22 protein-coding genes and 1 other RNA gene are annotated in these 22,694 nt (G+C 63.6%); 1 reads left to right on the top strand and 22 read right to left on the bottom strand.

The annotated features are described in order from the left end of the window. Positions 1 to 25 precede the first annotated feature (25 nt). The 15 genes from ftsA to mraZ all read right to left on the bottom strand — a co-directional run bounded on the left by ftsA (position 26) and on the right by mraZ (position 17,167). Positions 26 to 1,333 (bottom strand): cell division protein FtsA, encoded by a 1,308-nt coding sequence (ftsA, locus tag DBIPINDM_RS31850; protein WP_064988167.1) that lies wholly within the window; start codon positions 1,331 to 1,333, stop codon positions 26 to 28. Then, entirely contained in the window at positions 1,330 to 2,271 is a 942-nt protein-coding gene (locus DBIPINDM_RS31845; RefSeq protein ID WP_258582921.1) for a cell division protein FtsQ/DivIB, read from the bottom strand. Before DBIPINDM_RS31845 ends, ftsA begins: the two co-directional genes overlap by 4 nt. Beyond that, positions 2,259 to 3,185 (bottom strand): D-alanine--D-alanine ligase, encoded by a 927-nt coding sequence (locus DBIPINDM_RS31840; protein ID WP_258582920.1) that lies wholly within the window; start codon positions 3,183 to 3,185, stop codon positions 2,259 to 2,261. Before DBIPINDM_RS31840 ends, DBIPINDM_RS31845 begins: the two co-directional genes overlap by 13 nt. A 290-nt stretch (positions 3,186 to 3,475) precedes the next feature. Next, a complete protein-coding gene (murB, locus tag DBIPINDM_RS31835; protein ID WP_258582919.1) occupies positions 3,476 to 4,441 on the bottom strand; it encodes a UDP-N-acetylmuramate dehydrogenase in 966 nt (321 codons plus the stop codon). Then, positions 4,438 to 5,838 carry a UDP-N-acetylmuramate--L-alanine ligase gene (gene murC, locus DBIPINDM_RS31830; RefSeq protein ID WP_258582918.1) on the bottom strand — a complete coding sequence of 467 codons (1,401 nt, stop codon included), beginning with the start codon at positions 5,836 to 5,838 and terminating at the stop codon, positions 4,438 to 4,440. Before murC ends, murB begins: the two co-directional genes overlap by 4 nt. After that, complete coding sequence (murG, locus tag DBIPINDM_RS31825; RefSeq protein ID WP_258582917.1) at positions 5,835 to 6,962, bottom strand: undecaprenyldiphospho-muramoylpentapeptide beta-N-acetylglucosaminyltransferase; 1,128 nt, start codon at positions 6,960 to 6,962, stop codon at positions 5,835 to 5,837. Before murG ends, murC begins: the two co-directional genes overlap by 4 nt. Before the next feature lies 1 nt (position 6,963). Further along, complete coding sequence (gene ftsW / locus DBIPINDM_RS31820) at positions 6,964 to 8,115, bottom strand: putative lipid II flippase FtsW (protein WP_015317209.1); 1,152 nt, start codon at positions 8,113 to 8,115, stop codon at positions 6,964 to 6,966. Beyond that, the gene (murD, locus tag DBIPINDM_RS31815) at positions 8,115 to 9,515 is read right to left on the bottom strand and encodes a UDP-N-acetylmuramoyl-L-alanine--D-glutamate ligase (protein WP_258582916.1); all 1,401 of its coding nucleotides are present in this window, start codon (positions 9,513 to 9,515) and stop codon (positions 8,115 to 8,117) included. Before murD ends, ftsW begins: the two co-directional genes overlap by 1 nt. A gap of 9 nt (positions 9,516 to 9,524) precedes the next feature. Further along, positions 9,525 to 10,607, bottom strand: a complete 1,083-nt coding sequence (mraY, locus tag DBIPINDM_RS31810) for a phospho-N-acetylmuramoyl-pentapeptide-transferase (protein ID WP_027044757.1) — start codon at positions 10,605 to 10,607, stop codon at positions 9,525 to 9,527. A gap of 19 nt (positions 10,608 to 10,626) precedes the next feature. Next, the gene (locus DBIPINDM_RS31805; RefSeq protein ID WP_258582915.1) at positions 10,627 to 12,084 is read right to left on the bottom strand and encodes a UDP-N-acetylmuramoylalanyl-D-glutamyl-2,6-diaminopimelate--D-alanyl-D-alanine ligase; all 1,458 of its coding nucleotides are present in this window, start codon (positions 12,082 to 12,084) and stop codon (positions 10,627 to 10,629) included. Beyond that, on the bottom strand, positions 12,081 to 13,535 hold the full coding sequence (locus DBIPINDM_RS31800; protein ID WP_258582914.1) for a UDP-N-acetylmuramoyl-L-alanyl-D-glutamate--2,6-diaminopimelate ligase: 1,455 nt from the start codon (positions 13,533 to 13,535) through the stop codon (positions 12,081 to 12,083). Before DBIPINDM_RS31800 ends, DBIPINDM_RS31805 begins: the two co-directional genes overlap by 4 nt. A 54-nt stretch (positions 13,536 to 13,589) precedes the next feature. Continuing rightward, the gene (locus DBIPINDM_RS31795) at positions 13,590 to 15,299 is read right to left on the bottom strand and encodes a peptidoglycan D,D-transpeptidase FtsI family protein (RefSeq protein WP_258582913.1); all 1,710 of its coding nucleotides are present in this window, start codon (positions 15,297 to 15,299) and stop codon (positions 13,590 to 13,592) included. After that, positions 15,296 to 15,691, bottom strand: a complete 396-nt coding sequence (ftsL, locus tag DBIPINDM_RS31790; protein WP_258582912.1) for a cell division protein FtsL — start codon at positions 15,689 to 15,691, stop codon at positions 15,296 to 15,298. The genes DBIPINDM_RS31795 and ftsL overlap by 4 nt, the downstream gene beginning before the upstream one ends. Positions 15,692 to 15,695: 4 nt before the next feature. Beyond that, positions 15,696 to 16,712 (bottom strand): 16S rRNA (cytosine(1402)-N(4))-methyltransferase RsmH, encoded by a 1,017-nt coding sequence (rsmH, locus tag DBIPINDM_RS31785; RefSeq protein ID WP_258582911.1) that lies wholly within the window; start codon positions 16,710 to 16,712, stop codon positions 15,696 to 15,698. Continuing rightward, a complete protein-coding gene (gene mraZ, locus DBIPINDM_RS31780) occupies positions 16,709 to 17,167 on the bottom strand; it encodes a division/cell wall cluster transcriptional repressor MraZ (RefSeq protein ID WP_258589394.1) in 459 nt (152 codons plus the stop codon). Before mraZ ends, rsmH begins: the two co-directional genes overlap by 4 nt. A gap of 406 nt (positions 17,168 to 17,573) precedes the next feature. Between mraZ and DBIPINDM_RS31775 the strand changes: the two genes are divergently transcribed. After that, complete coding sequence (locus tag DBIPINDM_RS31775) at positions 17,574 to 18,689, top strand: cystathionine gamma-lyase (protein ID WP_258582910.1); 1,116 nt, start codon at positions 17,574 to 17,576, stop codon at positions 18,687 to 18,689. A 9-nt stretch (positions 18,690 to 18,698) separates the two neighbouring features. Here the strand turns inward: DBIPINDM_RS31775 and DBIPINDM_RS31770 are convergent, their stop codons facing one another. From DBIPINDM_RS31770 to DBIPINDM_RS31740, 7 genes are all read right to left on the bottom strand, one after another. Continuing rightward, complete coding sequence (locus DBIPINDM_RS31770; protein WP_258582909.1) at positions 18,699 to 18,992, bottom strand: type II toxin-antitoxin system RelE/ParE family toxin; 294 nt, start codon at positions 18,990 to 18,992, stop codon at positions 18,699 to 18,701. Then, positions 18,989 to 19,273 (bottom strand): type II toxin-antitoxin system ParD family antitoxin, encoded by a 285-nt coding sequence (locus tag DBIPINDM_RS31765; RefSeq protein WP_258582908.1) that lies wholly within the window; start codon positions 19,271 to 19,273, stop codon positions 18,989 to 18,991. The genes DBIPINDM_RS31770 and DBIPINDM_RS31765 overlap by 4 nt, the downstream gene beginning before the upstream one ends. 164 nt (positions 19,274 to 19,437) lie before the next feature. Continuing rightward, an RNA gene (rnpB, locus tag DBIPINDM_RS31760) (RNase P RNA component class A) lies at positions 19,438 to 19,837 on the bottom strand. Between the two features lie 77 nt (positions 19,838 to 19,914). Then, positions 19,915 to 20,616, bottom strand: a complete 702-nt coding sequence (locus tag DBIPINDM_RS31755) for a lytic transglycosylase domain-containing protein (RefSeq protein WP_258582907.1) — start codon at positions 20,614 to 20,616, stop codon at positions 19,915 to 19,917. A gap of 212 nt (positions 20,617 to 20,828) precedes the next feature. Further along, a complete protein-coding gene (locus DBIPINDM_RS31750; RefSeq protein ID WP_258582906.1) occupies positions 20,829 to 21,584 on the bottom strand; it encodes an N-acetylmuramoyl-L-alanine amidase in 756 nt (251 codons plus the stop codon). Next, complete coding sequence (locus DBIPINDM_RS31745; protein WP_258582905.1) at positions 21,581 to 22,300, bottom strand: J domain-containing protein; 720 nt, start codon at positions 22,298 to 22,300, stop codon at positions 21,581 to 21,583. The genes DBIPINDM_RS31750 and DBIPINDM_RS31745 overlap by 4 nt, the downstream gene beginning before the upstream one ends. Positions 22,301 to 22,461: 161 nt before the next feature. Next, positions 22,462 to 22,668: a hypothetical protein gene (locus DBIPINDM_RS31740; protein ID WP_258582904.1), complete on the bottom strand. Its 207-nt coding sequence runs from the start codon at positions 22,666 to 22,668 to the stop codon at positions 22,462 to 22,464. Positions 22,669 to 22,694: the final 26 nt, after the last annotated feature.

Below are 22,694 nucleotides of genomic sequence, written 5' to 3'. Positions count from 1 at the left end.
CCGCCTATGGGGCTGTCCCCGTCGATTAGAAACTGTCTCTCAACCACTGACTCATGCGATGCAGTTTTCCACCCGTTCCGGTCATCCTGAGACCGGAAATGCCTTTCGCTGGATGGCTCTCGAAACTCGCCATCTGCGGATAGATCAGAAGCCCGACGGCGGCCGAGAAGGCCGGTCCCTTCGCCGCTTCGGGCAGGCCGGCCACGCCGAGCGGGCGGCCGATGCGTACATTGCGTCCCAGGATGCGGCGCGCCGCCTCCGGCAGGCCGGCCAGCTGGCTGGCGCCGCCGGTCAGCACGACACGCTTGCCGACCGCATTGCCGTAGCCGGACTTGTTCAACCGGTCGCGCAAGAGTTCAAGGGTTTCGTCGATGCGGGCGCGCACGATGCGCGTCATCACCGAACGCGGGATCTGCAGCGGCACATCGCCATCGTCGCCGATCGGCTGGATCGAGACCAGGTCGCGGTCATCGGCGCTGCCCGGCAGCGCCGAGCCATGCATCACCTTGAGCCGCTCGGCGGCGTCGAGCGAGGTCGAAAGCCCCTTGGCCATATCAAGCGTGACATGGTTGCCGCCGATGGCGATGGCGTCGCCATGGACGAACTTGCCTTCCGAAAACACCGAGATGGTCGTCGTGCCGCCGCCCATGTCGATGCAGGCAGCACCCAGCTCCAGCTCGTCGTCGACCAGAGCCGCCAACCCACTGGCATAGGGCGTCGCCACCATGCGCTCGACCGAGAGATGCGAGCGGTTGATGGAGAGTTCCAGGTTGCGCATCGGGGCCGCGTCCCCCGTCAGCACATGCATGTCGACGCCAAGCGCGTCGCCGACCATGCCGCGCGGATCGCGCACGCCGCGTTCGGCGTCGAGCGAGAAACCGACGGGCAGCGAATGGATCACCTCGCGCTCGGCCTTGAGCGCCTGCTTGGCGCCGGCGCCGAGCACGCGCTTGATGTCGGCCTCGTCGGCCTCATGGCCGCCAAGATTGATGGTCGCCGAGAAGCTTTCGCTCTTCAGCCGGCCGGCGGTCATGTTGACGATGAGCGAATCGACCGTCAGCCCCGCCATGCGCTCGGCGGCATCGACGGACAGGCGGATGGCATGTTCGGCGCGGTCGAGATCGACGACCACGCCAGACTTCACACCTTGCGACTTCTGATGGCCGATGCCGATCACCTGGATCCGGTGCGAGCGGCCGCGCAAGAGCTTGCCGTCATCGTTCGGCTTGAGCTTGGCCACCATGCAGCAGACCTTGTTCGAGCCGACATCCAGCACTGTGAGCGTGCCGGACCGGCGCGACGAGGCATCGCCTGAACCGCCAAGCCAGCTCATATCTTCGTCTCCGACTTGCGCTTGAGGGTCTTCGGTTTCTCGTTGAGCGCGGCCTCGCGCTGCGTCGCCGCTTCGGGCGTCAATTCCACGACCAGCCGGTCTGTCAGGCGCATGTCGACAGCAGCGATGTCGCGCGACAAAAGCCCCTTGTCCTTATCCATCTTGACCAGCTCGGCGAGCGCCTGGTCCTCATCGTCCTCAGGCAGCTTGACGGTGATGCCGTTGTCCAGCTTCAGGTCCCAGCGCCGATCGCCAACGCGGATATAGCCTTTGATCCGGCTCGCCAGATCAGGATATTTTTCGATCTTGGCCAGGAAGTCCGGCGCCTTGGCCGGCGCGCCGTCGCCGATCAGCAGCGGCAACAGAACCTGCTTGCCACCCGAGAACGGTGCGATGATGGCGCCATCCTTTTCGATGACCGAAAGATCATTGCCCTGCTGCCAGAGCGCGAAGGCATCGCGCTCCTCGACGCGCACTTCCAGCGTATGCGGATAGACCTTGCGCACCGCCGCAACCTCGATCCATGGCAGGCCTGAGATGCGCTCGCGCGCGGCCTCCGCGTCGAAGCCGATCAGCGAGGTCCAGCCGTCGAGTTCGAGCCTGTCGAGAATGTCGATCTCCGAGGTCTGGCGATTACCAACCACCTTGACCTGATCGACGGCGAAGCCGGTTCGGGCGGTGATGCTCTGGATGATGCCGTCGGCATGGCCGCCGAGATAGGCGCCATAGGCACCACTCAAAGCCAGCAGCACCGCCGACATCATCGCAGCGGAGAAGCGCGGCGCCTCGAATTCGCCATCGCCCAGGCGCGCCAGGATGCGCACCGGGCGGCGAAGCATGCGCGGCAGCACGAAATGGCCTGATGACAACGACAAGCCGAACAGCGACGGCCCAGCCGCGCCCTTCCCCTCGCCTTGTCCCCATTTCAACGCAGACACGAAGCGTCCTCCACCATCCAACTCAACAATTCACCAAACGAATGCCCGGCATGGGCTGCGATTTCAGGCACCAAAGACGTCGGCGTCATGCCCGGCTGAGTGTTGACCTCGAGCCATACAACCTCGCCATTTTCGGAGTGACGATCGTCATAACGGAAGTCCGACCGGGAAACGCCCCGACAGCCGACAGCTTGGTGAGCCTTGAGCGCCAGTGTCTGTATTTTTTGGTAAATATTCGGTGAAACTTTTGCGGGGCATTCGTGTTTTGATCCGCCCGCGACATATTTTGAATCGTAATCGTAGAAGGAATGGCCCGTCGGGATGATCTCGCAGACGCCGAGCGCCACATCGCCCATGACGGCGCAGGTCAGCTCGCGCCCATGGATGTAGCGCTCGACCATGACGGTATCGCCGTATTTCCACTCGGACGACCCGACAACCTGGGGCGGATGCGACTGCCCTTCGGACACGATGACGACGCCGAAGCTCGACCCCTCATTGACCGGCTTGATCACATAGGGCGGCTTCATCGGGTGCTTGTTCTGGATGGCGAAGCGATTGGTGACCTTCGATTCAGCAACGGGAACGCCGACCGATTTGACGATCTTCTTCGCCTGCTCCTTGTTCATGGCGAGCGCCGAGGCGAGCACGCCGGAATGGGTGTAGGGAATGCCGAGATATTCGAGGATGCCCTGAATGGTGCCGTCCTCACCAAAGGGGCCGTGCAGCGCATTGAAGGCAACGTCAGGCTTGAGTTCGGCAAGCACGGAGCCGACATCGCGCCCGACATCGACACGGGTGACTTGGTAGCCTTCCTGCTCAAGCGCATCGGCACAGGCCTTTCCGGAAGACAGGGACACGGGCCGCTCGGACGAGAAACCTCCCAGCAGGACGGCCACATGCTTGCTTTTCATTCCCCGTCATCCCCTCTCACGGCGGACCAAAAACCAAGATTTCCGCAACATTGAGTCCGAGTCTCCCGGCAGGTTGCCCCCCAGACGGAAAAACGCGGGTAACGCGTCGAACGACTCAAATCAGGAAACGCTTTGGAGCAGAGAATCAGAGAGTTGATTCACTGGCAAGTGCTTATGATTCCGAGAGATTCACTTTGTGAGAAAATGGCTGCGAAAACCGCCTCGCTGAGTCTTTGCAGCAACGGTTTTGCGCGTTTTGGGAACGCGTTGAAGTTCATGCATCACATGAACTAGAGCAACTGCCCCAGAAACTCCTGCACGGCATGTCCGGGCCGGAAATTGCCGATGCGCTTGATCTCCCAGTGCAGGCGGATGCCCGAATGCTCCAGCACGCGCGCGCGCACCGTTTCACCGAGATATTCGAGGTCGTAACCGGTCGCCGTGCCGGTGTTGATCATGAAGTTGCAATGCATCGGCGACATCTGCGCGCCACCGATCATCAAACCGCGGCAGCCTGCCTTGTCGATCTCCTTCCAGGCCGACGTGCCCTCGGGATTCTTGAAGGTCGAGCCGCCGGTCTTCTCGCGGATCGGCTGCACGGTCTCGCGATGGTTCTGCACCGCGTCCATCGCCGCTTTGATCGTGGCCTTGTCGTCAGTAAAGCCTTCGAACACGGCCGAGGTGAAGATCAGCCCGGAAGGGGCCGCCGAATGGCGATAGGCATAGCCCATCTCGACATTGCTCAACGTCTGGACATTGCCCTTGCGGTCGAGCGCACGCACCTCGACCACGCGCTCGCGCGTCTCGACGCCATTGGCGCCGGCATTCATCCTGAGCGCGCCGCCAATGGCGCCCGGAATGCCATGGTAGAAATGAAAGCCGCCAATACCTGCTTCCAGCGCCAGGGCCGCCACGCGCTTGTCGGGCGTCGCAGCACCGGCCTTGATCCGGATCGGCGAAACGATTTCGGCCTCGCCAAAGCCTTTGGCCGAAAGCCTGACGACGAAGCCTAGAATACCGCCGTCGCGAACCAGAAGGTTGGAGCCGACGCCGACAATGGTCAGGGGAATCTCTTCGGGAACCGCGCGCAGGAACGCAGCCAGATCTTCTTCGTCCGCCGGCTGGAACAGCACCTCGGCCAGGCCACCGGCGCGGAACCAGGTGATCTTGTCCATCTCGGCATTCGGCGTGAGACGGCCGCGCAGGCCGGCAAGCCGGTCACCAAGTCTGTCGATCAGGGCCTGGCCGTGCATCATGAGGCGGCAAGCTCCTTGGGCAGAGCATAAGCCCATTGGGTGATGTTGCCGGCGCCGAGGAAGACGACGAAGTCGCCGGGCTTGGCAAGATCACGAATAATCGGCGCGATTGCGGCCGGGCCCTCTATATAGCGCGCGTCGCGATGGCCGCCGGCGCGGATGCGCGACACCAGTTCGTCCGACGTGACGCCGTCGATCGGGTCTTCGCCGGCAGCGTAGACCGGCGCCACCATCACCGTATCAGCGTCGTTGAAGCAGGCCGAAAACTCGTTGAACAGATCATGCAGCCGGGTGAAGCGGTGCGGCTGGGCGATGGCGATGACGCGCCCCTTGGTGGCGCTGCGCGCCGCCTTCAGCACCGCCGAGATCTCGACCGGATGGTGACCATAGTCGTCGAAGATATCGACGCCGTTCCACGAACCGGTGTTGGTGAAGCGGCGCTTGACGCCGGCGAAGGACGACAGGCCCTTCTTGATCGCCTCGGCGGACAGGCCAAGCTCATGCGCGACGGCGATCGCGGCAGTGGCGTTGGAGACGTTGTGACGGCCGGGCATTGGCAGGCGCAGATCCGGTATCGTTGTCTGGCTGCCGGTCTTGCGGTCGCGGATCACCACGTCGAACTCGGACGTGGCCCCTGCCATGCGGTGGTTGGTGAAGCGCACGTCGGCTTGCGCGTTCTCGCCATAGGTGATGACGCGGCGATCCTCGATGCGGCCGACCAGCGCCTGCACCTCGGGGTGGTCGGTGCACATCACGCCAAAACCGTAGAAGGGCACGTTCTCGACGAACTGGCGGAACGCCTCGCGCACCTTGTCGAAACTGCCATAGTGGTCGAGATGTTCGGGATCGATGTTGGTGACCACGGCGATCTCCGCCGGCAGTTTGAGGAACGTGCCGTCGCTCTCGTCGGCCTCGACCACCATCCATTCGCCATCGCCCATGCGGGCATTGGTGCCATAAGCATTGATGATACCGCCATTGATGACGGTGGGGTCGAGCCCGCCGGCTTCGAGCAGGGTCGCCACCATCGAGGTCGTCGTCGTCTTGCCATGCGTGCCGCCGATCGCCACCGCCTGGCGGAAGCGCATCAGTTCGGCCAGCATCTCGGCGCGGCGCACGATCGGCAGCAGCTTTTCGCGCGCGGCCTTCAGCTCCGGATTGGATTTCTTGATCGCCGTCGAGACGACGACGACCTCGGCATCGCCAAGGTTTTCCGCCTTGTGGCCGACGAAGCATTCGATGCCCTTGTCGCGCAGACGCTGCACATTGGCACTGTCGGCCTGGTCGGACCCTTGCACCCTGTAGCCGAGATTGTGCAGCACCTCGGCGATGCCGCTCATGCCGATGCCGCCAATGCCGATGAAATGCACGAGGCCGATGGTCTGCGGCATCTTCATGCTTGCGTCCCCTTCCTGAAATCCGAAACGGTTTTTCTGGACGCAATAGCCTCTGTGAGATCGGCGAGCAACCGTGCCGCGTCCGGCCTGCCGGCCGATTTCGCGCCCGCCGCCATCGCCGCCAGCCGCTCGGGATTGTCCATCAGCCCGCCAATGAGGGCTGCGATGCTCTCGGGCGACAGCGTCGATTGCGGGTGTACCTCGCCGCCGCCGGCAGCGGCAAGGGCGGCCGCATTCGCCGCCTGGTCGTGGTCAAGCGCATAAGGATAGGGCACCAGCAACGCCGGCCGGCCGATGACGGCGATCTCCGAGACGGTCGAGGCGCCCGAACGAGAGATCACCAGATGCGCCGCGGCCATGCGCGCCGCCATGTCGGTGAAGAAGGGCGAGACCTCGAAGGCGACGCCAAGGGCCGCATAGGCCGCCTTCACCCGCGCTACGTCGTCCGCGCGGGCCTGCTGGGTAATCGCAAGCCGCTTGCGCTGTGCATCCGAAAGCAGCGCGATGGCTCCCGGCATGGCATCGGAAAAGAACTGGGCGCCCTGGCTGCCGCCAAACACCAGCAGGCGGAAAGGCTCCTCGCCGGTCGACGCCGCGTAAGGCGTCTTGGCCGCCTCCAGCACCGCCGGCCTGACCGGATTGCCTGTCGTCACCGTCTTGGCGCCAGTGGCACTCGTATCCTGCGGCAGGAAGCCGCCGGCGATGGCATCCACACGGCCGGCCAGTGCCCGGTTGGCGCGCCCCATCACCGCGTTCTGCTCATGGATCAGCGTCGGCACCTTGCGCCGCGTCGCCGCGTAGAGCGGCGGCAGGGTCGGATAGCCGCCAAAGCCGACGACGGCATCCGGCTTGATCCTGCCGATGATGGCGGAGGCCTGCCGCACGCCGCGCCAGATTTTCCAGAAGGCGCCGAGCACGGCGATGGGATTTTTCGAACCCATCGTCGCCGACTGGATCGGATGGATGGCGGCAGCCGGGAAGTGACCGGCAAACCGCTCGGCGCGGTCGTCGGTGGCCAGATGCACCGACCAGCCGCGCCCGTTCAGCTCATGCGCCAGCGCTTCGGCCGGGAACAGATGTCCGCCGGTTCCGCCCGCCGCGAGAAGGATGACACCCCTCGCCATGTCACTCCGCCGGCATGGCGCGCTGCGGCAGCGTAAAGCCCATCTGCTTGCGCTTTTCCGGCCGCTTGCGCGTCAGCGCCAGCACCATGCCCATCGAGATCGCGATGGCGATCTGCGAGGAACCGCCATAGGAGATGAAGGGCAGCGTCATGCCCTTGGCCGGCACCAGTTGCAGGTTGACGCACATGTTGATGACGGCCTGCAGGCCGAACACGGTGACGAGGCCGCCGACCGCATAACGGGTGAAATCGTCATGTTCCTTGAGCGCCGTGTTGAGGCCGCGCAGCACGATGAAGGCGAAGATCGACATGATAAAGAAGCACATGATCAGCCCGAACTCCTCGCCCGCGACCGAAAAGACGAAATCGGCATGGCTGTCGGGGATGACCCGCTTGACCGTGCCCTCGCCCGGCCCGACGCCGAACCAGCCGCCATTGATCAGCGCGTCGCGTCCCATGTCGACCTGGAACGTGTCGCCCTCACCGGTGAGGAACTTGTCGATGCGGAGCGCAACGTGCGGAAACACCGTATAGGCGGCGAAGACGCCGCCGACGCCGGCCGCACCCAGCACGATGATCCACAGCCACGGCAGCCCGGCCATGAAGAACATGATGCCCCAGGTGCCGGTCGTCAGCATGGTCTGGCCGAGGTCCGGCTGCGCCACCAGCAGCGACACGACCAGCACCAGGAGCAGCATGGCGAACAAGTTGCCGGGAATATCGGGCTGGCGCTTGTGTTCCGCGAACAGCCAGGCGCACATGATGACGAAGGCCGGCTTCAGGAATTCCGACGGCTGGATCGACAGGCCGGCGAGCGAGACCCAGCGCCGCGCACCCTTCACCTCGACGCCGACATAGAGCACCGCCACCATCAGCACCAGCATCAGGCACAGCATGATCAGAGACATGCGCCGGATCTGCCTGGAATCGAGGAAGGACACGGCCAGCATCACGCCGAGCGCAGGCACGGTGAAGATGATCTGCCTGGTGGCGAAGTGGAAACTGTCAAGGCCGATGCGTTCGGCGACCGCGGGACTGGCGGCGAAGGACAAGACGATGCCGAGGCCCATCAGCGACAGGAACGCCGCCAGGAACCAGCGATCGATCGTCCACCACCAGGTTGCGACAGGACTTTTGTCGAGACGGCTCTGCATTATCGTGCCCCTCCGATGGGTTTGACGCCATCTATAGCGCTCGCAGCTTGCCTGAAGGCTTCGCCGCGAACTTCGAAATTCTTGAACTGGTCGAAACTGGCGCAGGCCGGCGACAGCAGCACCACCACCTCACCGCTGTCGTCCTTGGCCGCATCATGCGCGGCGTGTTCGACCGCCGCGGCCAGCGTGCCAGATATCTCGTAGGGCACCGCCTCGCCCAGCGTCGCCGAAAAGGCAGGCGCCGCCTCGCCGATCAGATAAGCCTTGGCGATGCGCGGGAAGAAGCCGCGCAGCGGCTCGATACCGCCCTCCTTGGGCAGGCCGCCGGCGATCCAGTAGATGCGCGGAAAGCTCGACAGGGCGGGTGCTGCCGCATCGGCATTGGTCGCCTTGGAATCGTTGACGAACAGCACATGGTCCTTGCGGCCAACCTGCTCCATGCGGTGCGCGAGACCCGGGAAGCTTTCGAGCCCGGACTGGATTTCGCCGAGGTCGAGCCCGACCCTCAGGCAAGCAGCGACCGCGGCAAGCGCGTTCTGCGCATTGTGCTGGCCACGCAGCGAACCGATGCCTTCGAGGAAGGCGACCTTGCTGTAGCGGCCGTGCACGGCTTCCATCAGATTGGTGCCGTCGGCGAAATAGCCGTCGGTCAGCGGCAGCCGCTTGGAAATGCGGATGACCTGCCGCCCTGCCCGCTCCAGCCGCTCGGCGATCTGCGCGCACCAGGAATCGTCAATGCCGATGATCGCCGTCTCGCTGCCCGCTACCAGCCGCTCCTTGATCGAGGCGTAGTGCTGCATGGTGCCGTGGCGGTCGAGATGGTCCGGCGTCAGGTTGAGCAGGATGCCGGCCGTCGGGTTGATCGAGGGCGCAAGGTCGATCTGGTAGGACGAGCATTCGACGACATAGTGGCGGTCAGGCTTCGGCGGATCGAGCGTCATCACCGCGCGGCCGATATTGCCGCCCATCTGGGTGTCGCGGCGTGCCGATTTGAGGATATGCGCCGTCAGCGCCGTGGTCGTCGACTTGCCGTTGGTGCCGGTGATGGCGATGAAAGGCGCCGTCGGCGCCTGCAAAATCCGCTCACGGCAGAACAGTTCGATGTCGCCGATCACCTCGACACCGGCGCCCTTCGCCAGTTCCACCGTCCAGTGCGGCTTGGGATGCGTCAGCGGCACGCCCGGCGACAGCACGAAGGCCGAAAACTTCGCCCAGTCGGCGCCGCGCAGATCGGCTGTGGCGATACCGGTGGCGGCCGCCTTGGCGACGCTGTCGGGATTGTCGTCCCAGGCCAACACATCGGCCCCACCCTCGATCAATGCCCGCGCGGTCGCGATCCCCGAGCCACCGAGCCCGAAGAGCAAAACGTGCTTGCCTGCGAAGGATGCGGCGGGGATCAAGGAGGTCTCCTATCTGAGCTTCAGGGTGGACAGGCCGACCAGCGCCAGGATGACGGCGATGATCCAGAAGCGGATCACCACCTGGCTCTCGGTCCAGCCGAGCTTTTCGAAATGATGGTGGATCGGCGCCATCAGGAACACGCGCTTGCCGGTCATCTTGAAGTAGCCGACCTGGATGATGACCGAGAGGATCTCGACCACGAACAGGCCACCGACGATGACCAGCACGATCTCGTGCTTGGTGGCGACCGCGACCGTGCCGATCAGGCCGCCCATGGCCAGCGAACCGGTGTCGCCCATGAAGATCGCCGCCGGCGGTGCATTGAACCAGAGGAAACCGAGGCCGGCGCCGATGACGGAGCCGAGCACGACAGCCAGTTCACCGGTACCGGGGACGAAATGGATCTGCAGATATTCGGCGAACACCGCATTGCCCGAGAGATAGGCGATGACGCCGAAGGAGGCCGCTGCGATCATGATCGGCACGATCGCCAGCCCGTCGAGGCCGTCGGTCAGGTTCACCGCATTGCCGGCGCCGACGATGACGAAACAGGAGAACGGAATGAAGAACCAGCCGAGATTGACGATGAATTCCTTGGCGAAGGGGAATGTCAGCGACGACGAGAACGGCGCCTGGCCGTTATGCATGATCACCCAGGCGGCGATGCCGGCAATGACGAATTCAAGCGCCAGCCGCGCCTTGCCGGAGAAGCCGAGATGCGACTGCTTGGTCACCTTCAGATAGTCGTCGTAAAAGCCGATCGAGCCGAAGCCCAGCGTCACCAGAAGCACCACCCAGACATAGATGCTCGACAGGTTCGCCCACAAAAGCGACGAGCCGATGATGCCCGACAGGATCATCAGCCCGCCCATGGTCGGCGTGCCGGCCTTCTTGAAATGCGTCTGCGGCCCGTCGGCGCGGATCGGCTGGCCCTTGCCTTGCCTGAGCCTCAGCGAATTGATGATGGTCGGCCCGAAGATGAAGACGATCAGCGCCGAGGTGATCAACGCCCCGCCGGTGCGGAACGTGATGTAGCGGAAGACATTGAAGACCGAGATCTTGTCCGCGAAATCGACCAGCAGTGTAAACATGCGCTTTCGTCCCCCGACCCTACGACTGACTGTTGGCTGTTGATTGAGCCGGGAACTTGCCCAGCAGCGCATCGACCAGTTTTGCAAAACCGATGCCCTTCGACGATTTGATCATCACCACGTCGCCCGGCTTCAGCGCGGCAAGCAGCACCGGCTTCAATTCCTCGACGCCGGCGCGGTATTCCGTCTTGATATCGTCCGGCAGCGCTTCGGCCAGTGCCCGCATTTCGGGGCCGCCGAGAAAGACGGTCTGCGTGCCGGTGCCGACGATGAGATCGGCAAGGGCGGCATGCAGCTTCACCGAATGCTCGCCGAGTTCCAGCATATCGCCAAGCACGGCGATGCGGCGGCCCTCGCCCGTCACCGGCGTCGCGTTGAGCAGCGCCATGGCGGCGGCCATCGAGGCCGGATTGGCGTTGTAGCTTTCGTCGATCAGCGTGATCGGACCGCCGGGGTGGCTCGAAGTCGAGCCACCGGGGTGCCGCAGCACATGGCGTTTGCCACGGCCGCGCTCGGCCGAGAGATCGACGAGCGCGAGTGCCACCTTGTCGAGATCGGCGCCAACCAGTTGCGCCGCGCCCAGCACCGCCAGCACGTTCTGCACCATATGCCGGCCGGGCGCACCGATACGAGCGATCATGTCGTGGCCGCCTATCCTGGCGGCAATGTCTGAATGGTCGGCATGCAATTCGCATTTGGTGAGCTTGAAGGTCGAGCGGGCATTCTCGCCGAAGCCATAGACATGCTCGACACCGGCGGCATGCGCCATCTTGTCGAGAAGCTTGAAGCGCGCATCATCGCGGTTGAGGACGGCAGCGCCTTCGGGCTCCAACCCTTCGAAAATCTCGGCCTTGGCCTTGGCGATCTCGTCCAGATTGCGGAAGAAACCGAGATGCGCTGCCGCGATCATGGTGACGATGGCGACATGCGGCCGCACCATCTTCACCAGCGGCCGAATCTCGTCGGGATGGTTCATGCCGATCTCGAACACGGCATAGTCGCAATCAGCCGACATGCGCGCCAGCGTCAGCGGCACGCCCCAATGGTTGTTGAAGGACTGCGCCGAGGCATGCACCTTGCCGACCGCCGACAGCACGTGGCGCAGCGCTTCCTTGGTGGTGGTCTTGCCGGCCGAACCGGTGACCGCGATGATCTTGGCCTGCGAACGGGCACGTGCCGCGACGCCGAGCTTTTCCAGTGCGGCCAGCACATCCTCGACGACGATGATCGGCGCCGTCAGCCGGCCAAGCGACGGCAGCTTGCCTTCCGCCACCACCAGCACCCCGGCACCGGCCTTGATGGCCGCGGTGGCGAAGTCATGGCCGTCCATCGCCTCGCCCTTGATGGCGAAGAAGGCGTCACCTGGCTGCAGGCTGCGGCTGTCGATCGAAATGCCAGATATGCCGTCGGGCATGGGACCGAGCGGGCGCCCATCCATGGCGGCAACCAACGCCTCGGAGGTCCACAGCAAACTCATGCGGCACGCTCCCGCAACGCGGCGCGGACTTCCTCGTGATCGGAAAAATGCAGGGTCTCGGAGCCGATCGTCTGGCCTTCCTCATGGCCCTTGCCGGCCACGATCAGCGTGTCGCCGGCATGAAGCATGCCGACAGCCTCATGGATCGCCGTGCGCCGGTCGCCGATCTCGATGGCGCCGGGTGCGGCGGCCATAATGGCGGCGCGGATGGTCTCGGGCACTTCAGAACGCGGATTGTCGTCGGTGACGATGACGACATCGGCAAGCCGGGTTGCGATCTCGCCCATGATCGGTCTTTTTCCCCGATCGCGGTCGCCGCCGCAGCCGAACACGACCATCACGCGGCCGGTGGTAAACGGCCTCACCGAGGCCAGAACGTTCTCCAGCGCATCGGGCTTGTGAGCATAGTCGACATAGACCGGCGCACCGCTGGCGGTGGTGCCGACGAGGTCGAGCCGGCCCGGCGCGCCCTTCAGTTTCTCCAAGGACATCAATGCCTTGGCGATGGGTGTTCCCGTGGAAATGGCAAGGCCCGCCGAAACCAACGCATTCGAAATCTGGAAATCGCCGGCCAGCGGCAGGTCGATTTCGTAAAGCACGCCCTCGGCCTCGACCTCAGCGCGCTGGCGATGGCGCTCGTGCTCGACCCGCTTCAGCGTGAGGAAATCGCCATGACGGCCAACCGTCAGCACCTCGAGCCCGGCGGCCTTCGCCGCCTGGATCGTTGGCGCCGACCACGGATCGTCGGCGAAGACGACGGCCGGCGCGCCTTTCGGCAGCAGCGTGTCGAACAGGCGCAGTTTGGCGCGGTGATAATCCTCGACCGTCGGATGATAATCCATATGGTCGCGGCCAAGATTGGTGAAGCCGCCGGCGGCGAGCTTGACGCCGTCAAGCCGGCGCTGGTCGAGCCCATGACTGGACGCTTCCATTGAAGCGTGGGTGACGCCGGCATCAGCCAATTCCTTCAGCAACTGGTGCAAGGCGACCGGATCGGGCGTCGTCAGCGAGCCATAGTCGTTGCGGCCGGGCGCCACCACGCCGGTGGTGCCGATGGAAGCTGCGGCATAGCCCGCCTGCTCCCAGATCTGCCTGGTGAAGGCGGCGACCGAGGTCTTGCCGCTGGTGCCGGTCACCGCGACCATGATCCCAGGCTGCTTGCCGAAATAGCGGAAAGCACTCAGCGCCAGCGCCAGACGCGGATCGTCGACCGCCAGTACCGGAACCGGCAGTCCGGCGACGGAACTGCCCTTGCTCGTCACGATCGCCAGCGCGCCACGCCTGGCCGCGTCGGCAGCGTAAGCCGCACCGTCCGCCTTGGTGCCGGCGAGCGCAAAAAAGACGACGCCCGGTTTTACCTGGCGGGAATCGGACGAAATCCCGGTAACCTCCAGATCGGCGGAAGCTGTTCCTTCGACTGGCAGGACACCGGCTAGATCTCTTAGCTTCATCGAGTTCCGTTCACCGCAACAAAATAGCGCGCAGTTGCCGGCGCGCCCCAAGAATCACTGATAGGAAACCAGCGTTGCACCATTTTCATGGCTGAAATCTGGCTTCACGCCAAGCATGGCCGCCGAACGCCGGATGATATTGCCGGCCATGACCCCCGCATTGTTAGCGGCGACGTCTGTCATCCCGGGCTTTTCCGGGTGCGGAGCGTCGGCAATCGTAAACACCAGGTATTGCGGATCGTCCATCGGGAAGGCGGCGACGAAGGTGTTGAAATTCAAGTCCTTGGAGTAGCGGCCGTTGATGACTTTTTCGGCCGTTCCGGTCTTGCCGCCAACGCGGTAGCCGGGGACTCTGGCGTTTCTGGCTGAGCCCTTCTCGGCGTTGAGCGAATAGAGGTAGCGCATGCCCTCGACCGTCTTTTCGCTCACAACCTTCTTGGCGGTAGCCATCGCTTCCTCTTGCGTACGCACCAGGAAGGTCGGGTTCATCAGGAAGCCGCCATTCATCAGCGCCGCACAGCCGACAGCCGCCTGCAGCGGTGTCGTCGACACACCATGGCCGAAGGCGATGGTGAACGAATTGACCTGTTTCCAGACCTTGGGTTCGGTTGGGCGGGCGACTTCAGGCAGTTCGGTCTGCATCCTTTCCAGGATGCCAAGGCGATGCAGGAATTCCCGGTGCCCCTCGATGCCAACCAGTTCGGCCTCCCTGGCCGACCCGATGTTGGACGAATAGAGGAACACCTCCGGCAGCGACAGCACACGGTTCTTGCCGTGGAAATCGTGAATGGCCTGATGGCCGACCCGGATTGGATGCGAAGCGTCGAAACGGCTATTCATCGTCGCCTTGCCGGAATCGAGCGCCATGGCGGAGGTGAAGCTCTTGAAGGTCGAGCCCATCTCATAGAGGCCCGCCGACATCCGGTTCAGCCGATCCTTTTCCTGCGCATTGTAAGGATTGTTCGGATCGAAATCCGGCACCGAGGCCATGGCCACCACTTCGCCGGTCTTGACATTGAGCACGACGGCGCCGGCGCCCAGGGCGCGATAGCGCTCCAGGCCGGCGGCGATCTCATCGCGCACCACATGCTGGATGCGCAGATCGATCGAAAGCTTCACCGGCTTGAGATCCTTGGCCACCGCCAGGCCCGACGCCTGCAGGTCGCTCAGGCCCTGCTCATCGATGTATTTCTCCATGCCGGAGATGCCCTGGTTGTCGATGTTGGTCAGGCCGACAATGTAGGATGAGGTTTCTCCGCTCGGATAGAAACGGCGCTTCTCGGTGCGAAAGCCGAAGCCGGGAATGCCGAGCTGCATGATGTCGGCCTGCTGCTTGGGCGTCAGCTGCCGCTGCAGCCAGACGAAGCCGGCGCCGCTCTTGAGCTTGTGGTAGGTCTGCTCGTAATCGATCTCGGGCAGCACGGTCGACAGCTTCTCGATCGCCTCGTCGGCATCGACGATGCGGCGCGGCTCGGCAAACAGCGACGCCGTCTTGATGTCGGTCGCCAGCACTTCGCCATTGCGGTCGACAATATCGGGCCGCGAGGCGGTGATCCGGCTCTGCGGGCCGCCCGATAGATCAGGCGTCTGGAAGCCGAGATAGACCAGCCGCCCTGAAATGGTCGAGAAGATGCCGAAGAACACCGCCATCGTCATCACGATGCGCGCCTTGCCCTTGCCGCCGGTCGCCTTGCGGGCACCTTCCACGACGATAGAACCGTCTTCAGCCGTCCTGGCGCGGCGCTTCAGCAGTTTGCCGATCATTGGGCGATGCCTCCGGTCACGACGGGATCCTTGTCGCCAGAAGGCGCCTTGTCGGAATTGTCGGCCATGCCGCCCTGGCGTCCGTTCAGTATGTCCTGAATGTCGAGGGCCTTGGCCGGCAGGTCGCTCAAGCCGACGATCTGGCGCGCACTGACCGGCTCGAGTGCGAGCTGCGCCTTGTAGAGTTCGGCGAGCTTCTGCAGTCGCGACGGCTGGGTGAGCAGGCTCCAGTCGGCCTTGAGCAGGTCGATCGTCTCCTCCTCATAGCGTATCTGGTTATGGATCTTCTGCACCGCCGCCAGCTGGTCCTCGGCCTCGCGCTTGGTCTTGTAGGTCAGAGCCGCCGCCGAAACCATGACGGCGATCAGGACAATGTCGCTGGTACGGAACACGTGCTTACCTCTCCCCCGGCAGGTTGATGCCGGGAAGCTTTGGAAGGCCGAAAATCGAAAAATCGCCGCCGCGCGCAGGCGCATCGGTGCGGATCGCCGCGCGCAGCCTGGCAGAGCGGGCGCGCGGATTGGCCGCGACCTCGGCATCGCCCGCCGTCACGCCGCCACCCGCCTTGCGGAAGGTCGCGGTGCGCGCATGCGCCTCAGGCAGGTGACGTGAGCCGGTGGCGACGTCGGCGCGGTCGGCGATGAAACGCTTGACGATGCGGTCTTCCAGCGAATGGAACGTCACCACCACGAGCCGCCCGCCCGGCTTCAGCGCGCGTTCGGCCGCAAACAGCGCCTTGGCCAGTTCACCGAGCTCATCATTGACGTAGATGCGCAGCGCCTGGAAGACGCGGGTGGCCGGATGGATCTTGTCCTTCGGTGCGCGGCCGACATGCGTCTCGATGGCGTCAGCGAGCTCCAGCGTGCGCTCGAACGGCCGCTTTTCGCGGCGCGCCTCGATCATGCGGGCGATGCGCCCGGCGTGACGCTCCTCGCCGAGGAAGCCGAAGATACGGGCAAGGTCACCAGGCTTGAAGCTGTTGACGACATCGGCCGCACTCAGGCCCGCCTGTGCCATGCGCATGTCGAGCGGCCCGTCATTGCGGAACGAAAACCCGCGCTCGGCCTGGTCGAGCTGCATGGAGGACACGCCAATGTCGAGCACGACTCCGTCGGCGCTTTCGACATGCTCGTCGAGCGTCGAGAATGGCGCCTGCACCAGTTTTAGCCTGCCACCCGATTGCGTCTCGAGATCGCGTCCGGCCGCAATGGCGTCGGGATCGCGGTCGATAGCCACAACGGAAGCCCCGGCCGCCAGGATGGCCCTGGTGTAGCCGCCGGCGCCGAACGTGCCGTCGATGATGATGTCGCCCTCCGCCGGCGCCAATGCCTCAAGCACTTCGCTAAGGAGGACCGGAATGTGGCGGACCGATCCGCCAACGGCGTGGATGTCATCGCCGTGGCCCACCGTCATTCCGGTCGCTCCCCAGGCTTCGTCCCCTGCCGAAGCTGCAAAAGCCTGGCCCGCGCCTGCGCCCCATAGGCAGCAAGCCGTCCCGGCTCCCAGATCTGAAAGAAATTGCCGCGCCCGACAAAGGCCACCTCCGCCGAGATGCCGGTATGCTCGCGGATGAAATCGGTCATGGTGATGCGGCCATCCTGATCGAGTTTCAGGAACGCTCCGTCCCCATGGCAGAAGAACGACATATCGTCCGCCGTCTGCAGGAACGGATCTTCCTGCGCGATGCGCTGCTCGTAGCGGTCGAGCAGGTCGAGCCCGCCGACATCCATCGCCGGCAGATCCAGGCAACGTAGCGCATAAAGTTCCGAATAGCCGCGCTTCTGCACGACAGCGCGGAAATGCGCCGGAACGGACACCCGCCCCTTCGCATCGATCCTGCTCACCGTGTTCGACAGAAACCGGTCCATCACGTGTTACAGCCGCTTGCGCCGCCGCACCCCTTTTCATTGTATCGCACGCGCCGCCGCAGCGCGTTCCCTGCCCCGTATCAGCCTCGCCCACACGGGCAAAAACCGGCAAACGCGCAGCCGCCGCGGCTGCCCGATTGGCGTACGCTCTACCCTGACGCGGAACGAAGGCTTTGATGTCTTGATGGGATATCATGGGGTACTATGGGCGTCAACGGGAATGGGCTTCACAAACACGCGCATCGCGACCAATCCGAGCAGCCGTTACGGCACGTCTCGTCTTTATGATCCATTAAGCCTAACGAACCGTTTAGAGCCCCCTGGCCCAAAAGACCTGGCTTGCCGCCGATCACCCGCGCGCATAGCGTCGAGCGACGTCTTCCGCCCAAAAACAAGGATCGAGCTCATGTCCGAGACGGCAAAGTCACGCGCCGCCGAACTTTCCCATTTGCGCAGCCGCGATTTCGCCAATGGCGACCCGATCCCCTTGCCGCTGACCATGGCGTCGATCTTTCACACGCCGGGCGTCGAGACCGGGATCGATCAATATGGCCGCTACGACAATCCGACCTGGCGCGCCGTGGAACATGTGCTCGGCCATTTGGAAGATGCGCAATGCGTGAGCTTTCCCTCTGGAATGGGTGCAATTTCCGCGGTGTTTTTCGCGCTCCTGAAATCGGGCGATCGCGTGCTCCTGCCTGCGGACGGTTATCATGCCACGCGTGCGATGGCCGAACGCTTCCTGAAGCCATTCGGCATCACCTGCGACACCAGGCCGACGCCGACCTTCCTTGACGGCGGCTTCGAAGGCTATTCGTTGGTCTTCGTGGAAACCCCGTCCAATCCGCGGCTGGACATCTGCGATATCTCCGCGATCGCCAAGGCTGTCCACGAACAGGGCGGGATCCTTGTCGTCGACAATACGACGATGACACCATTCGGCCAGCGTCCGCTCGACTTCGGCGCCGATATCGTCGTCTCCGCCGACACCAAGGCGGTCAACGGCCATTCGGACGTGCTGTTCGGTCACGTCGCCAGCCGCAACACCGACATTATCACTGAGGTGACTGACTGGCGCGCAATGGTCGGTGGCATTCCCGGGCCGTTCGAGGCCTGGCTGGTGCATCGCGGCCTCGAAACACTGGAGGTGCGCTTCGACCGCATGTGCTCATCTGCCGAAACGATCGCGCAACGGCTGAAGGAACATCGCGCGGTGCGTGGCCTGCGTTTTCCCGGTCTCAATGGCGACCCATCGCACAACCTTGCCCGCGCCCAGATGGAGCGCTTCGGCTTCCTCATCTCCTTCGAACTCGCCTCGGAGGACAAGGCCGAGGATTTCATCAACAATTGCCAACTGATAGAGGCCGCGACCTCCTTCGGCGGCGTCCACACTTCGGCCGAGCGACGTTCGAAGCGAGGCGATGCGGTGCCGCCAGGCTTCGTGCGCCTCTCGGTTGGTTGTGAACCGGTGGAAGAACTCTGGAAGGCGATCGAGACCTCGCTGGACAGGATCAACAGCTGACCGAACCGGTCACGAGCCGACATCCTCCGCTTCGATGTTGCGATGCCCGTGCAGCACGCGAAGAATTTCGATCGCGTCGCCAGCGACGCGATACAGGGTGAGATAGTCGCCGACGACCAGATGACGGATGCCGGGCGCGATATCGTCGCGTGGCGCGCCTGAGAAGGGATGGAGGGTGAGTAAGTTCCATCGTCGTTCCAAGGCGTCCACGAAACGGACCGCAGCATTGGGATTATGGCTGGCGATGTAGTCACCGATCCCCTCGAGATCGACCGCCGCTTGGGGAAGCAGCCGGTATTTCACTCCTCAAGGCCTTTTGCCTCAGCCATCTTGAGATATTTGGCGCGCGCTCGTTCGAGGATAGGCGGTCCCTCCAGCGCCGGCCCACTGTCGATGCCTTCCTGCACCAGCCTACGCAACTCCTCGATGGTATGACCGAAGAGATCGCGGCGATCCTTCCATTGCCGCAGCGCATCGCGGATCACCTCGCTCGCCGAGGCGTACTCCCCTGCCGCGACCACATCGTCCACCGCTTGCGCCAATTCCGGCGACAGCGTGATGCTGCGTTTGTCGACCTGTCCCATGATAGGCTCCCGATGCCATTCGCAGAGCAATGGTACGATTTAATCGCACCAGGTTCAAGCGTTGGCCGATTACCGACTTGCTTGCGAATAGCCGAAGAAGCTTGAATCGACAGGCGCGCCCGAGGGCGCAACCTGTTGATCTCAAAGGATTTCTTCAGGGAGAAACTGCCAGCTGGCCTGTAAGCCGGGTTCTGTATGGCCCTCGCCCCTTGCGGGACGAGAACGTGGCGGCCATTCATCTTGGGCGCATGTTGCCATGCGCCTCACGCAACCTACCCGGACGGTGAGCCGGAAACAGCCCTCGAGGGTTTCCCCTCGCACCGCCCCTATTCGGTTTTGCTCCCGGTGGGGTTTACCGTGCCGCTCCTGTTGCCAGTCGCGCGGTGGGCTCTTACCCCACCCTTTCACCCTTACCCCGACAAAGTCGTGGCGGTTTGCTTTCTGTGGCACTTTCCCTGGGGTCGCCCCCGCCGGCCATTAACCGGCACCGTGTCTCCATGGAGCCCGGACTTTCCTCACTCGCGGCCTTTCGGCGTTTGCGAGTGCGGCCGCCCAGCCAGCTGGCAAGGCGTATAAAGGGGTTCAGCCGGGAAAACGCAAATGAAAAAGCCGGCTTGTCCGCCGGCTCTCGCAACTTGCAATCAAAGCGCCGCCATCTGCACCTTGACCTTGCTGCAATAGGCAGCCGAGATCGGGTTCATCCGCGTCGCGGCATGGCCGGCATTGTATTTCAGGATCGTGCCACAGGTGGTGCCACCGCCAAGGTTTTGCGCCAAAGCGAGATACTTCATGCCGTATTTGATGTTGGTGTCGGGATCGAACAGCCCCTTGGCCGAGCCGTTGTACCCCATCATCCGCGCCGTCGCCGGCTTGATCTGCATCAGGCCGATCTCGCCGGCGCTGCCGACCATGTTCGGCCGGTAATTGCTCTCGATCGTGATGACGGCATGGGCCAGCGACACCGGAACGCCATAGCTTGCCGCATAGCGGGCGACGATCGCGGAATACTGGCCGCTGCTGGCCACCGCTGCCGTCGACGCCGCGACATTCCTGAGGCCGATCGATGCCGTTGTCGTCATGTCGATGGTTTTGCGGCCACGCTTCGTCTTGGCGGTGGATTTCTTCGCCTTGGTCCAGCTGGCCTTTTCCACCTTCGCGGAAACCTGCTTCGCCGTTGCCTTCACACTCCTGCTGCTTTTGGCCGAAATGGCCTTGCCCTTGGCGGTCACTGCGACGAGCCCCTGATCGGCCCGTGGGCTTGACGGCGCGGCGTCGGCCGCGTTGAAGGCAAAAGTCATTACGCCGGCAGCAAGAGCTGCCGTTACAACGGTCAATTTCTGCATGTGATCCTGTTCTGTCTGGACCACGCGAAGATTTTCGCGCGGCGCTGCTCGATTAATATCGGAACATCCGGGGGGCTAGACGTCCGACAAACTGTACGAATTGCCCTTTGAAGCCCGAATTGGCGCCAATGAAGGCGGGGCAAGTCACTTTGAGTGACAGTTTGTAACCTGACAGAGGAGAAAGATTACTTGAGCAGCGCCTTGACCCTGGGTCAGCGGCCCATGGAAGCAAGCAATTTCTGCAGCGTGCGCATCGTCGAGCCGTCGGCCAGCCCGTCGACAAGGCGGGGCCGGAAATGCCGTTGGAAGGCCTCGACGACGATCTCAGTCTGCCGGTCGAAAATGCCTGATATCTCGACACCATAGCCATAGAGCGCCAGCATCGACTGCAACGCCTCGACATCGGCACCGCTGTCACCCGGCTTCAGCGCGGCTCCGCGCCTGATGGGAGCGGCCGGCACGAGATGGCCGACGCCGGCCTCGAACAGCGATGCCCACGGGAACTTCTCGCCCGGATCGATCTTGCGACCAGGCGCCACATCGGAATGCGCCAGCACGCGCCTGGCGGGGACCGCATGCCGCGCGGCAATCCCCTTGCACAGGCCGATCACCGCATCGATCTGGCGACGGGGGAACCCCGGGTAGCCCAGCGAATGTCCCGGATTGACGATCTCGATGCCGACCGAGCAGGAATTGATGTCGGTGCGCCCGAACCAGGAACTCTTGCCGGCGTGCCATGCGCGGTCGCTTTCCCTGACCATTTGCACGATTTGGCCATTCTCATGGACGAGGTAGTGCGACGAGACTTCGCTCGCCGGATCGCAGAGCCATGCCTCCGCGCCTGCCCCCGTCAACATGCCGGTATAGTGCAGCACGATCATGTCGGGCTTCAGCGTGTCACGCCTTGGCCCGAAATTCGGCGATACCCTGACCTCGGCGCTCGGCTCGTCGGGCAGGAAGCCGCTCATACGTGCCGCAGGCCCCGCTCGATCATCTCATAGGCGGCGTTGATCGCCGCGACCCTGGTCGTCGCGATCTTGATGAATTCCTGCGGCAGGCCGCGCGCGATCAGCCGGTCCGGATGGTTGTCGGACACCAGTTTGCGATACCGCTTCTTGACCTCGTCGAACGGCTTGCCGCGCTCGATGCCGAGCACGACATAGGGGTCGCCGGCGCCCAGATTGACGTGCCGGGCCAGGATCGATTCGTAATGCGCCTCGTCGATGCGGAAGATCTCGGCGATACGGTGCAGGAAGATGCCTTCGCGTTCATGCACCAGCCCATCGGCCTTGGCGATGTGGAACAAGCCATCGAGTATGTCTTCCAGCATCACGCAGTTCGAATGGCCGGAGCCGCACAGCTGCGCCATGCGCTCGGCATAGGTCTCGAACCCGGCCACATCGCGCTGGGCGAGATCGAACAGCCGCGCCACGTTGCGCGTCTCTTTCGGCGGCACTTCGAATATTTCCTGGAAGGCGCGCACCTCATCCTGGGTGACGATACCGTCGGCCTTGGCCATCTTGGCCGAGAGCGCGATCATCGCCACCGAAAAGGCGACGCGGCGGCGCAGGTCCGCATCGCCGGAGAACACTGTGCGCACGGCCTCGACAACGTCGGCAACGCCCGACGTCGCTGAAGATGATACCCGTGTGATAAACTCGCCGAGGCGGTCCCAAATCGACATGGCCCGCTTCATAGAGCCAACCGGTCCCCGCTATCAAGCCAATAACGGCCCGTGTTTGGGATGTGACGACAAGCCGCCTTGTCAGGCCTGCTGTCGCTGATATGCGGAAAGGCAGGCTTCACGCCGGCCTTTCCAAACAAGACACGCTTACTGCTTACAGACTACTGCGCGGGCGCAGGAGCGGGCGTTGCCGGAGCCGGCTCGGCAGGCTTGGTCGATTTATCCGCCGGGGCCGCAGGCTTCATCGGCTGTTCGGCGGCTGGCGGATTGGTACTCTCGGTGGTGGTTTTGTCCGTGCCGCTGTTGCTGCAGGCGGCCACGCCAAGCAAGGCCAGGGCGGAAACGGAAGCAAGAATGAGCTTCTTCATAGTATCTCTCCTTCAACACACGCTCA

This window comes from Mesorhizobium sp. AR02 (assembly GCF_024746835.1).
GTDB lineage: Bacteria > Pseudomonadota > Alphaproteobacteria > Rhizobiales > Rhizobiaceae > Mesorhizobium.
This window is presented reverse-complemented; position numbering and strand designations above follow the sequence as displayed.